This is a genomic window from Paenibacillus sp. GSMTC-2017 (assembly GCF_016019935.1).
Lineage (GTDB): Bacteria > Bacillota > Bacilli > Paenibacillales > Paenibacillaceae > Pristimantibacillus.
This window is the reverse complement of sequence record NZ_JAECMT010000003.1, coordinates 578,799-592,016: the sequence shown is the minus strand read 5'-3', so window position 1 is coordinate 592,016 and position 13,218 is coordinate 578,799. Positions and strand designations below refer to the sequence as shown.

Below are 13,218 nucleotides of genomic sequence, written 5' to 3'. Positions count from 1 at the left end.
GCTCTCTTTTGGCTGGATTCACCCATCCCTTTAGTGGGCTAATCTACAAACAACATTCTACGTTGAATTTGCATCAACCCATTTACGACGCGAAGCGCTATCCAAGAGAATAAAAGGCCAAGAACTACGGACAGCATATATTGCTCATTATAAGTCCAATCTAATTGAATATAGCTAAAGAAGTTATTTTCTAAAATATCAATCTGTATTTCATTCATCAAAATGATATGAACGACTGGAAGAGCAAGAAATCCTAATGCTAGTGAAATCACCGTTACCATAATGACAAAAAACAAAATGCCTGTTACAAATCTGAGTAATACGAGCAGCAGGTTTCGAATGAATAGCCCACCGTTAAAACCTCTTACCATTCGCATAAACCACTTCTGCCCTTCTACAGGCTGTTGATTGTAAGTAAACGAAACATGAGTAGTCGTCGGTAAACCTAAAAAATGACTGATCAAACTTTGTTCAAATCTCACAATTTCTTTTAACAACATAGCAACTCCAAAAAATAACGGTATTCCGATAAAAATTGGAGCCAAACCGATTGAAAGTGCAAGACCCGTTATCGCTACTGTAAAATAGATAATCCCTAGTGGGAGAGACAACAATAAGTAGAGTATCGATGCATAGGTTTTTGGATTAAAAAGTACCCGATTTCCTTTACTTGTTGACACTATTGCAGACGCTTCTTTTGCATTCATTTTCATACACTTCCCCTTTGACTTCATTAGTCACGCTCTAAGTTATAAGCTCATTATATCTGCCTTATTTTCCAGACATAACCGTCTTAGCGGGTATCTGAACCTAGGCTTTAGTCTAGGGTTGAAGTTGGATATCCCCAAAAGCACTAGATACTTACTAACTAACTGTTTACAATAAGATTGAAAGGTGGTTAATGAGATGACTTCTCGAATAAACAAACTTCAATCTTATATGGATGCTAACTATATTGATGCAATGTTGATCACTTCACCAAAACATGTCTATTATTTGACTGGCTTTGCCACCAATCCTCACGAAAGATTGCTAGCACTTTTACTCCCTAAAGGAGAAGAAGCGATATTGCTAGTTCCAGCGCTAGATTTTGCTGAAGCTCAAACAGAATCATCCGTGTCGAAAATTTATACGCACAGCGATACGGACAATGCATTTGAAATTTTAAGCACACTGTTACCTTCAGGTATCAATAATCTTGGCGTGGAGAAAGAAGATTTAACCGTACGCCGTTTCGAATCGATTTGTGATGCTGTTAGTGCTAGCAATTTCGTTGACATCGGATTGCCACTGCGTGAGATGCGGGTAATTAAAACACCTGATGAAATCGTACGAATGAAACATGCCGTACATATCGTTGAAGAAGTGCTTCGTGCAGGTGTGGCTAAAGTAAAACCAGGCGTAACTGAAATTGAAATCGTAGCTGAACTTGAATATCAAATGAAGAAACTAGGTGCACAAGGTCCTTCTTTCGATACGATGGTGTTATCTGGTCCTAAATCTGCATTGCCACATGGTAAACCAGATCAACGCAAAGTAAAAGAAGGCGAACTTCTTTTATTCGACCTTGGTGTATATGCGGATGGTTATGCTTCAGACATTACACGCACTTTTGCAGTTGGCGAAGTGTCTGATGAGATAAAAAACATTTATGGAGCAGTGTTAAATGCTAATCTGCTAGCCATTGAAGCTACTCGCCCAGATGTTACTTTTGGCAGTCTTGATCGCGCAGCTCGTGAATCGATCGAAGCAGCCGGCTATGGTCCTTATTTTAACCATCGACTAGGTCACGGCCTCGGCATGGACATTCACGAATATCCATCTATTCACGGACGAAACGAGGAGAGATTGCTCGAAGGGATGATATTCACAATTGAGCCAGGTATTTATGTTCCATCTGTTGGCGGCGTTCGCATCGAAGATGACGTACTTGTAACATCTGATGGTGTAGAAGTGCTAACCTCTTTTCCGAAACATTTGACGGTAATTGGTTAGTTACAAATAATATAAATGGGGTGCCTCAAAGTGGATTTAAACACTTTGAGGCACCCCTAATTTCTACATAATTGCAATCGCTCTTTTGGCCTATGTCGTTACTCGTTCAAATAGGTTTTGGCCCGATTCTGAATTAGCTTCGCGACGGATTCCGCACTTTTCTCTCCGGTGAAAAATGCTGCCGTTTCAGTTTCCACGATGTCGAGCAACCTTGGATCGCTGCCATGGAAATACCCGGCTTGCCCGATGAAGGCCATCAATCGTTCCACGTCTTGTGCCGTGACTTCTGCCGGCGCTGGCGCGTTGTCACTCGTTCCACCCATGGCGCTGGACATGTCCCCTTCGGGTGATGCCATCATCATTCCCGCTCCGTTCCCCTTCAGCTTCCCAGCGGTGGCAGCTTTATTCATCGGGAACCATAAAAACATCCCCGGACTGGACTGCGCCTCTTCCGACAGCAAGTAGCTCAGAAATTTCCACGCTTCAGCTGTTACCTTGGATTTGGCGTTGATCGCCAGCATCATAGTGGACGAGAAGCGTAATCCCGCATGCTTGTTGCTACTAGGCTGATTCCAAATTTGCCGCCCGGACTTTAGCGATTCCAGTGCTACCATGGGAAGGGTAAACGTCTCATCACGAAAAATAACCTTGTTTTCCATGGTCTTGACATAGTTATCGGACAGCAATCCCGTTCCATACAATTCCTTCAACTGATTCAAGAGCCCAGCAAATTCCCCGGTATCAAAGCTGACCTTCTTCTCCTCCAGATTGATGTATTTATCGTAATCCGACATCACGATCATACGAACCAGCTTTGTAGGCGCGACTCCCCCCATAATTTCCAGATCGCCCGGCAGATCCTTGGCGAGTTGCTCCCCCTTATGTAGTAGATCGTCCCACGTCCACCTCTCTCCATCCACCTCCAACTGCTCCGGCGAAAGCGCGCTGCTCATATTGTGAACGCCAAACCAGATCGGTGCGATGACCTTCTTGCCCCCTCCGTTGGCCGCGTCCATGACATTGCCAAACAGATTTGTGGGATCAAATTCTGGGTCCTTCTCCATGAAGGCTCCAAGGTCAGCAAACACACCCTTGTCCTTATACTTCTCATAATCCAGATCACTGACAGAGACAATGTCAGCTCCCTTCCCAGACATGAGATCGGTGTTTATCGCGTTCCGATATTTCTCCAGATCAGCCGGACTAACTCCTGCCGTCAAGTCTATAGTCGTACCAGTGGAACGTTCAGGTAGCGCCACATATTCCTTGATGACGATATCCACATCTGGATTCTTACTTTCGTAAGCCGCCTCGGCTTGCTCCAGCCACCCTCCCGGGTCCCTCTGAACAACTGCAATCGTCACGACTGTTTTCCCACCGGTTGATCCACTCGCTTTGTTTTCCCCGCCAACTTCATTTTTATCATTCGCACTAGAGCAAGCCGTTGTTGCAACCGCCATCACAAGCAATATAATCATCCATGTCCATTTTCTCATCTCGTAAACTCCTCCCTGTTCTTCAACCTACATTTTGACTCGATCGCCTTCATTCAAAGGCTCGCTGCTATCTTTTATAATTTTGTCATCTTCCGTCAATCCGTCCAGTATCGCCTGGTTCTGCTCATCCGCTTCTCCAAGCTTGACATAACGTTTCCGGATCATAAATTGATTGCCAAGGGGCCCCTTCCGTTCTTCCACAATGTTTACAAAATCGCCTTTCGCATCGCTATCCACTATTTTTTTCGGCACCGTCGCCACTACTAGTCCGCTCTTTCGCTCCCAATGAATGCCTACAGCTTCACCTCCTTTCAGCTCCGCAGCAGTGACCTGAAAGAAAAGTTGCTTCCCCGCTGCGGTAGTCGCGGTTGCTTCCGCATCCTTGATATCGCCCACGATGGCTCGAATCAAGTCTTGCTGGTCCCCGTTCACATAGAGCTTGACTTCCTCGCCAACCTTCAGTCCGTGAACCTGTTCGTTCGCAACAACCAACTTCCAGCCAAGGCCCTTGCTCTTATCCGCAATTTTGACGACAGGCTGCCCTGGAGTAGTGGGAATTCCAAGATCGGCATTTATTTCGGTCACGACTCCGCTCAGCGGTGCAACCACAAATTGTTGCTTGCTTAAGGCTTCCCGCATACCGCTTAGCTTTCGCTCCTGAACTTGCATACCCAGCTTCATATTTTCCATATTCACTCGCGCCTCAAGCAGAATCGTTTCCGACGACTGATTCTGGACGGCGGTTTTATACGCGGTCTGTGACGTCTCTAGCTCTAGTTGCTTCTGCTTATATTCCACCTCTGCATCGAGCAACGCGTTAAGGGCCACGGTTGTATCAAGCGTCAGTAACTTTTGCCCTTTCTCCACCTCATCCCCCACCTCCACTTCGATTTGTGCCACTTTCCAACCGGAATTGTCGTATACCTTTTCGATCGTTCGCGGCGTCAGCGTACCTTCACCTTTGATGACATGGCTCAACTGCTGATACACCGGCTTCACAGTTTGTACTTTCGGATACGTCAACTGCTGGATGGTGTTGGAGAAGAAGGTCAACAACAGCATCAGCCCGAAGAACAATGATCCGGCGATGCGGATGTTTCGTTTGCGTCTGGCATGAAGTACATTTTCGGTTTCCATCATTCAACCTGCCTTTCTACCCTTTCACACCCGATAACTGAATGCCTTCAATCAAATCGTTCTCTGCATACAAGAAGACGAACACCATCGGGAGCATATACAATACGGCTGCGGCAAAAGCCAACCCGCGCTCCCCTTCATTTATTCTGGACAAATAGATGGACAACGGCTGCTTAAACGCGTCATGCAGGAAGATCAGAGGCTGCTCCACCATATTCCAATAATCAACGAACGCCAGAATGACTAAGGCGGCAATACCGGGGCGCGACATGGCGACAATGATATGCACAAAGATGGTCACGTAACCAGCGCCATCAATTTTCGCCGCCTCTACATAGGATCGGGGAATACCGATCATGAACTGCCGGATCAAAAAGACGCCGAAAGCCGAGAAGATGCCCGGAAGAATAATCGCCGCACGGCTGTTCAGTAAGCCAAGCCAGTCCATGGCCAAATAATTCGGCACCAACGTCACTTGAAAAGGCATTAGCATCGTTATGATATAGAGGAAAAACAACGTTTCTCTGCCGCGAAATTGAAATTGCGACAGCCCGAATGACGCCATGGTCGCTACGACGACCTGTCCCACTACGATAGGCACCACTAGCAGCAAGGAATTCCAGAACATGATCAAAAATTGCATGCGGTCAAACAACAGCGCCTTGTATTGATCCAAACTTACCCTGTCGGGAATCCATTTCAGATTGACATAACCGCTATCCCTCTCATCCACGGTGTAATTAAACCCGATTTCAGCTTCTGTCATAAAGGAATTGCTGACCGTAAGCAAAAGTGGAAACAACATAATCAATGCCAGGATGAGTAAGATGGAGAAGCGCGCGCTTATTTTCAACGTATCCTTCATGCGTCCCTCCATTACGACACTCTTTCGTGAAATTTCCGTTCAAAACGGAACAAGATTATTACCACAAGAATTATCACCGCAGCCATCAGAAAGGACGCAGAAGTAAGCTTCTGGTAATCCAAAGCCTGGAACATGTTATTCATGTAATGCTGGAGAAAATAAATGCTTTCATGCGGATAATCTCCCGCAATTAGATACGTCTCCCGAAACACCTTGAATGAACTGATGATCGACATGATCGCAACAAAAAACGAAGTTGGCGTTAGACAAACCAGTGTAATAGACAACAATTGCCTGAATGGCCCGGCACCATCCAGACCCGCCGCCTCGTAGTAGTCCTTTGGAATGTTCTGCAATCCGGCCAGAAACAGAATCATGTTGTATCCAATCGTCTTCCACAGATAAACCAGCAGCACAACGACCCGGGCCCAAGACGAGTTCATCCAGTCTGTGTCCGCGCTTCCCCATAACGTCCAGAGTCCATTGACTGCACCGGAGCGATCGAACAACAACTGCCATAAAAGAACAATCGAAGCCACTGGCACTACTAGCGGCATGACATACGCGGCCCTGAGCCAATTGCGTAGTGGCAATGCACGATTAAGCATCAGTGCTAGCGCCAGTGAGATCACCATTACGAGTGGAACTCCTATTAAGGTGAACAACCCGGTGTTCTGTGCGGCAAGACGGAAAGAATCGCTCTCTAGCAACTCCCTGTAGTTGGCCAAGCCCACAAACGAACCTTCCGAGGGACTGTCCATCAAGGAATAATAAAACCCGGCGCCAAATGGCATTAAATAGAACAGGGCAAATCCCGCCAGACTTGGCGTCATAAATAACAGGGCGATGTTCGTCTCGCGATAAAATATCCTTTTCATTATGTTCCTCATAGGCCCTCCCCCTCGGAACCCATCATACGGCGGCCGTGTGAAATTCGTATGAAAACCGTTTGAAATTGGGAAGAAGATAGTTTGCCGGCTCTATTTTCATATAAAATTCATATCGATGTGGTAAGATCGGAAAAAATCACCAATTAAAGAAGGTGCATTATGTCTGAAGCTATATTAATCGTTGAAGACGACAGCTATATTCAGGAGTTAATCGCGGAATATTTGAAAGCGCAGGGGTACCAAGTGGACGTCGCCAGCGACGGAATCGAGGGATACAAGAAGTTTACCGAGGGGACTTTCGATCTTGTGTTGCTCGATATTATGTTGCCGAATATGGATGGATACTCCATCTGCCGAATGATTCGCAACCAGAGTCGGACGCCAATTATTATGATGACCGCCTTAAGCGAGGAAAAGGATCAATTGCAGGCTTTCGATCTACTGGCAGATGACTATATTGCCAAGCCGTTCTCCTTCAATGTGCTTGTCAAGCGGGTCGAGGCGGTCTTGCGAAGATCGCGCCCGGAATCGAAACCGAAGGAGTTACTGTACGGCCGCATTCGTCTGGACTGCGACAGCTATAAAGCCTTTGTCGACGAAGCGCCCGTTGAACTGACCGTCCGGGAGTTCACTATTGTTGCCTATTTAATTGAAAATGCTGGGAGAACCATTACCCGAGAGATGATTCTGGATCGTGTATGGGGATATGACTTTTTCGGAGATATGCGGCTGGTCGACGCCCATATCAAAAACATCCGCAGAAAAATGGGGGTCTCATGTATTGAAACGATTAAAGGCATCGGCTATTTAATGGAAGGACGGCTGACATGAGCAAGTATAGAAGCATAGCTTTTAAAATTTTTGTGTTAACCAGTCTTGTCCTGGTTGCTTTTGCGCTATTGTTGTATGTAACCTTGTATTTTATTTTGCCGTCCTTTTATTTGCAGAACAAATCTGCAGACTTGGATCAGGGCATTACTCGCTTGCTTGCGACCTTCCCGCAAGAAGACTGGACGGAGGCAGTCAAACAGCTAGATGAATTCTCCTTGCGTTACAATGCCTCCCTGTCCGTGCAAGACAGCTCGGGCAAATGGGTGTACCCTGACCATTTCATCACAGAAGCTTCTTACTTTCCGCCTCAGGAATCGGATATGCCCACAGAAAAGGGGGGGGTTCATTCCACCATCATCATTCCTGATCCAGAAAATCTAAGTGTACACTTGGCTGAGACGCCGAAGATGATTTCCCATACGAATTTACCCTTGCCCGGATACGAATCCCGCGGTTATAAGTTGTCTATGCAGGCTTCTCTACAGCCAATTGATGAAGCGACGCAAATGCTTCTGCGGCTCATCCCATACATGGCGCTTATCATTCTGGTAATTTCCGTACTAGCGTCGCTTATATACACGCGCCTTATCGCCCGGCCATTGATCGGAATCAGCCAAATAGCCAAGCGACTAGCCAAACTGGATTTCTCGGAGCGGTCCTGCCATGATTCCAGTGATGAGATTGGCGATATCTCCCGCTCTCTAAACGAACTTTCCATGAATTTGCAGCATGCCTTGCAGGAGCTTACCGGGGCAAATGCACAGTTGAAAGATGATATTCAACGAAAGGAGGAAGATGAGGCGTTGCGGCGGGAATTTATGGACATGATCTCCCATGAGCTGAAAACGCCTATTACAGCCGTATCTGGCCAGCTTGAAGCGATGCTACACAATGTTGGTCCATATCGGGATCGGGACAAATATTTGGCGCAATCCCATCACATTCTGAAAGAGATGGAGAAGCTGGTCTATGAAATTCTTGATATCTCGCGGCTAGAGAACCATCGCTTCCAGCCGAGCATGGCAGCTGTGAATGTGTCTGTGCTTGTTCAGGAAGTAGCTGAGCAGATACAATACGTATGCGAGTTGAACGACATTAAGCTGGAGGCCGAACTCGCACCAGACCTAATGGTGACAGGAGACAAACGTCTGCTGTCCAAGGCCGTCTCTAATGTGATGAGCAATGCGGTCTACTATACGCGGAGCGGCGAGCAAGTCCGGATCGCCTTGGATGCGGATGAGGGACATGTGCTTTTAAGCGTGCTGAACACTGGAGCATATATAGAGCCAAGCGAAATCCCAAAGCTGTTCAAGCCGTTCTACCGCATTGAGAAATCCCGAAGCCGCACGACCGGAGGCAGCGGCCTAGGGCTATATATCGTCAATACGATACTGAATATCCATCAGTCGGAATATAGCTTGGCGAATACAGGGGAGGGTGTGCTTTTTTCGGTTCGATGGAAGAATGATAACTAGCCCAGAGGCCGATTTTGGAGCGAATCCCTCCCTCTTCGCAGCTTACGGTAGTAGGGAGGGGGTTTGCACGGTGCCGCGCCGTACATGGCTGGGCACTACTCTTCCAAGTAAAGCGTCACTTTATTTTGCAGAGCTGGCGCATCTGACTTTGCGAACTTCTCTTTCATCTTAATCAGTATTCTAGTGCTGAAATCGTTCTTACGTGACGGCATGAACAATACCGGCTGCTCAAGTAATCTTTTCCCGAATTTCAACGTACGGAAGATGCTCAGACTTCCGTACGCTAATAAATCCCAATGTCATGATAGGATTAAACCTCGTTATAACCTCCTTGCTGTCAAGCTGTTCTGTTTCCAATTAGTCACGCTTCTCTCTGACCGGTTCTGACTGGTTTAGCCACTATATATTCGAGAGATAAATGGTGTACAACAAAAACAACCGAAGCTTTAATCGAATCTCGTAGTACTTTATTTTGTTAGCACTATCGTTCTTCGCAAAGGAGAAATACTTCGCCTATTTCCCATAGCTATAGAAATCTAGGTATCGACTCGGCAAATCCCTTTAACGCACTCCACATGTATCATCTTCCTGTCTTTTTACTTCTTCAGCGAATATGTCATTTCTCATTCTTTGATTTCCTTATCATTAATTTATACACATCACATGTATGGATTCATTATTATTGACAACTAAAAGGATGTACCAGTGTTCACCTTATTTATCTATACTGCTTCTCTCGATAAACTTGTCCATTGTTGTTTTGTGTATTCAATCAGACAATTAGTTGTCTCTGCATAAATAGAAAATTGAGAAATCGCTTCTTGAATATTGATACTAATACTCCTTTTTTTACTGAAAAAAGCTGGCTCTTGGCTAGTTATGTCATCCTTAACCTTTTGTAAAAATTTTTTAGTAAATTCTAATTCGAATTTCCCTCTAAAAATCAAGCGCTTATTTGCAATGTTCTGCTCCTCTTGTTTGGTAGTAACATTGTCCCTCGGTAAAATGTATGCATGTGAAAATTTTGATTCTATTAAATCAATGTCATATCTCATTTCAACTTTATCTAACTCAATTGCTACAAAATTATTTATCTTTAGCCCGCCTAAATTTAATCTAGTCATTATACCGGTCCTTGCTATATCTCTCTGACAAGCAATCCACGCATTAAGCAATGAAATTGCTTCGTGGAATTCACTTTGTCTTTCTGAATATAACTTCATTGCAGTAGAAAAGTCAGGGCCATCTTCATCAAACTTAAACTCACATTTAAGTATTTTTGATACAACTTCTCGGCTGGTATAGAAGTTTTCAACTGCGTAACAGGGTGTTTCATAAATTAAATTATTTGATATTCTAGGGTCAAAATCTGAATCTACAAAATATAATAATTTACAATCTGAATATTTTTCTGAACTATTTATTAAGTCAAAAGTATTCAGTACACCATCTTTATTACCACAAATAATAAACTGAGGTTCTAGATTATCACATAATAACTTTACTCTTAGGTGGTAATACCTTTCATCTTCTCCTTCCACAAAACATATTGGTGCCTCTTTGTATTTTGTATAATTTTGGAGAAACTTATGGTATCCAGCAATAAGCTTAGCCTTTCTTTCCATGAATTCTACACGATTTTGTGGACTTTCACTATTGACCATTTCGTTGCTCAGTCTCCTTCATGCAATCTTGAATACTTTCTGCGCAATCACGTAAGTTATTTGCATATATAAATGGAGAATGAGTTACTGCTAGCATAAATGAGCATTTTCCCGAGGACATAATTTCTGGCAATAACTTCTCTTGCCATTCAATTGACAATGATAATTCTGGTTCGTCAAATAATATGACAAAATCGTTGCTAGTATTAAATTCAAATTCATTATTAATATCTAGATATATTTTGGAAAATAGTGAAACTATTTGCTTTTCTCCAGAAGATAAATTGCTCAGTTCTATCTTATTACCATACTTATTCATAACATTAACTTTCACTAAACTTTCGTTGTACACGATTTCCTTGTCAACTAAAAAGTTGTTGCATGCTTTTCTAAATAACTTAATTGAATTGTCGATTTCACTGTGCTCTTCATAAAGCTGTATTAAATTATATAAAAAATATATCAATGGATTATAATTATTTTGATTAGATTCGAATAGTACATTTGATGCGACTAAATCTCTTATCCGTATTTTATCGTTTTTATCTAGATGAGTACCAACTCTCTCAAGCACAATATTCAAAGATTCTGCATTTTTCACAACTTCCTTCATTTCAATATCTACTTTATTATCGTGTACCAGATGATTAATCATCTTTCCAGTTATTTGTGAATATCCGGACAACGTTGAATCTTGAATTTTTTTTTCTAACTTTTCAATGAGGGCGTATACATCATTCATTCCAAATTGAATAATTTCACCAGTATTAAGGACTATGTTACTTGCTTTATTACTATTTTGAGATAAATAAGCTGATTTTTCTTCTTCTTTTTGAATTTTGTATCCTAATTTATTTAAATCTTCTTCTATACGTCTATATGTAGGAAAGTATAATATCCTTTGTGTGATATTTTTAGAAATTGCTTTTCTAACATTATTAACATAGTCCGAGTATCTTGCATCCGCATGAATTTCAAGTCTTTTTATGTCGCTAAAAATCCCATTAACATTAGCTCGTCTGGTTATTAGCCCATCATTGAATAAATTAATGAAGTCATCTAATGTCTTTTCTCTTGCTCTATAAATTTTATTAAATACAAATTCAAATTCATCAGGAGTTAAATGTCGGTTCAATCGCAATCTATATCTATCGAAATCAAAGGAGTCATTCTCAATTAAAAGCCATTCACGTTTAATAATTGCGTTCTCTTTGTTTTTGAATTCAATCTCAATAGACTCAAAATCAATTTCTCTCAACTTTTCAAAATCCAGTGTGAGAGTAAAATAAATTATATTTAAGATTGTAGTTTTACCTATACCATTCTCCCCTACATAAATTTTTACATTCCCATCAAATGTTAAATTAACATCTTTCCATCCAAACATTTTGTTGATATTAAACCTATTAATATTAAGCATAGAATATTTCATATTCCAATCCCTCCCATAAACTTATATTCAATGAAAATATTAGAATACCTTCTTAATAAACTAATAGGACGAGAAGTTTCTAATGTATTATAAAAGAAAAAATGATTTCATCAGCTCGTGTATCGCTACCACTTCTTCAATTGTTGCAGAGAGGTCATCGAAAATCTGTTTTAATAAAACATATCATCTGAAAGAGCATATATTCGATACTAATTCTCATTTATACTTTCTATCGGTTCAAAGAGCATAAATTTTGTCTGATTTTATTAGATAAGAAGTTATTTTGACATTTCAATAAACAGTGTAGGTGAGTAGGGGACTTCTCAACTATGTATGTAATCTCCAGCTACCGCCCCCTCCCTCCTAAGTAACTCCATTTTCCAAAAGATAATCCTTTATCTCCCCGAAAATATCTGTATATCTTTGTATAAGTGGAGAATATAAGGTTGATAGATTATGACAGTTGTTGCCTAGCCACTCTTGGCATTGTCAGCATTAGTTGTAGCATCTGGTTATTAGATGAGTACTCCTCAATTTGAAGTTTATAACGCACTATACGCGATGCATGTTTCAGTTTCTTGCAGAAATAAAAAATTTATCTTTTCATGCGGTAATACCTATATTATCCTTCACTACTTGCTTGGGAAATTTGTCAATTTGCAAAACGATTACAGCCAGAATTTCCTTGAATTTCCCTCCGAACATTAAATCATGACCCAGTATCCTTCTACTCGTCATACAATCACTTAAAATGCTGAATAAACAGCTCATTTTGTTTAATATTCTAACTCACACTGGAAAGTAGCTCAGCGTCTCAGCCAGTGATTTATTATTACCTTCCATAAAAAAACTTTAAGTAATACAACGCCGAGAATCCGTGAAATCAATCACCCGTAGAAAACAAACCACATTTAATTGTTCTAGTTACTCTCTTGATAGACTTATTCCGTACTTCTTTAGCTCAGTAGTTGTACACATTTCTATTGTAAGTTGATGCTTCATCATCTATTGTAAAGTCAATAATCAGATGGGAACTCCATAAGATAGCCTGCCATTTGAATGACAAAAAAAATTCCCTACCCAAAAAACAGACAAAATTTTATGACACAACCGCTAAATGCAGTATCAGCAATCCTCACTATACTGACAAGTTGGTTCAAGAGCAAGAATTTGTTAATAGCGATTACAAATTATTTCTTCAGAAAAAGGGACACAAGGAACAAATTAAAAACGACCTTGAGCAACATGCAGTTATAGTTGGCAGTTATGAACTTTTGATTTAGAGATGACGCGTTCATGAAAGCTCAACATTAGTGGGAAATAAAATCTATAAGAACTGTTCGCGGAAGAGATAAAAAGCCACTATTCGCAAGGCTGGTATTCTGTTCGGAGTGTATCTCAAGGTTCTAATTATAAGTAGTACCAGAGAGGCA

At 42.0% G+C, this 13,218-nt stretch carries 11 protein-coding genes; 4 read left to right on the top strand and 7 right to left on the bottom strand.

Translation table 11 applies throughout. The features are described 5' to 3' along the window. Positions 1-38: 38 nt before the first annotated feature. The gene (locus I6N90_RS14635; protein ID WP_442950963.1) at positions 39-713 is read right to left on the bottom strand and encodes a sensor domain-containing protein; all 675 of its coding nucleotides are present in this window, start codon (positions 711-713) and stop codon (positions 39-41) included. A 193-nt stretch (positions 714-906) separates the two neighbouring features. Between I6N90_RS14635 and I6N90_RS14630 the strand changes: the two genes are divergently transcribed. Continuing rightward, the gene (locus tag I6N90_RS14630; protein ID WP_197936336.1) at positions 907-1,995 is read left to right on the top strand and encodes a M24 family metallopeptidase; all 1,089 of its coding nucleotides are present in this window, start codon (positions 907-909) and stop codon (positions 1,993-1,995) included. A gap of 98 nt (positions 1,996-2,093) precedes the next feature. On the opposite strand, the gene I6N90_RS14625 is transcribed toward I6N90_RS14630, so the two are convergent. The 4 genes from I6N90_RS14625 to I6N90_RS14610 are packed head-to-tail and all read right to left on the bottom strand — an operon-like array spanning position 2,094 to position 6,383. After that, on the bottom strand, positions 2,094-3,491 hold the full coding sequence (locus I6N90_RS14625; protein ID WP_197936335.1) for an ABC transporter substrate-binding protein: 1,398 nt from the start codon (positions 3,489-3,491) through the stop codon (positions 2,094-2,096). Between the two features lie 27 nt (positions 3,492-3,518). Then, positions 3,519-4,631, bottom strand: a complete 1,113-nt coding sequence (locus tag I6N90_RS14620; RefSeq protein ID WP_232243003.1) for an efflux RND transporter periplasmic adaptor subunit — start codon at positions 4,629-4,631, stop codon at positions 3,519-3,521. A 13-nt stretch (positions 4,632-4,644) separates the two neighbouring features. Further along, entirely contained in the window at positions 4,645-5,493 is an 849-nt protein-coding gene (locus I6N90_RS14615; protein WP_197936333.1) for a carbohydrate ABC transporter permease, read from the bottom strand. Between the two features lie 11 nt (positions 5,494-5,504). After that, entirely contained in the window at positions 5,505-6,383 is an 879-nt protein-coding gene (locus I6N90_RS14610) for a carbohydrate ABC transporter permease (RefSeq protein WP_232243002.1), read from the bottom strand. 159 nt (positions 6,384-6,542) lie between these two features. Between I6N90_RS14610 and I6N90_RS14605 the strand changes: the two genes are divergently transcribed. Beyond that, complete coding sequence (locus I6N90_RS14605) at positions 6,543-7,214, top strand: response regulator transcription factor (protein WP_232243001.1); 672 nt, start codon at positions 6,543-6,545, stop codon at positions 7,212-7,214. After that, the gene (locus tag I6N90_RS14600) at positions 7,211-8,689 is read left to right on the top strand and encodes a sensor histidine kinase (RefSeq protein WP_197936332.1); all 1,479 of its coding nucleotides are present in this window, start codon (positions 7,211-7,213) and stop codon (positions 8,687-8,689) included. The genes I6N90_RS14605 and I6N90_RS14600 overlap by 4 nt, the downstream gene beginning before the upstream one ends. A 722-nt stretch (positions 8,690-9,411) precedes the next feature. On the opposite strand, the gene I6N90_RS14590 is transcribed toward I6N90_RS14600, so the two are convergent. Further along, entirely contained in the window at positions 9,412-10,353 is a 942-nt protein-coding gene (locus tag I6N90_RS14590) for a DUF4435 domain-containing protein (RefSeq protein WP_197936330.1), read from the bottom strand. Further along, the gene (locus tag I6N90_RS14585; RefSeq protein WP_197936329.1) at positions 10,343-11,785 is read right to left on the bottom strand and encodes an AAA family ATPase; all 1,443 of its coding nucleotides are present in this window, start codon (positions 11,783-11,785) and stop codon (positions 10,343-10,345) included. Before I6N90_RS14585 ends, I6N90_RS14590 begins: the two co-directional genes overlap by 11 nt. Before the next feature lie 1,055 nt (positions 11,786-12,840). On the opposite strand from I6N90_RS14585, the gene I6N90_RS14580 reads away from it, so the two are divergent. Then, complete coding sequence (locus I6N90_RS14580) at positions 12,841-13,068, top strand: hypothetical protein (RefSeq protein ID WP_197936328.1); 228 nt, start codon at positions 12,841-12,843, stop codon at positions 13,066-13,068. The last annotated feature ends 150 nt before the right edge of the window (positions 13,069-13,218 follow it).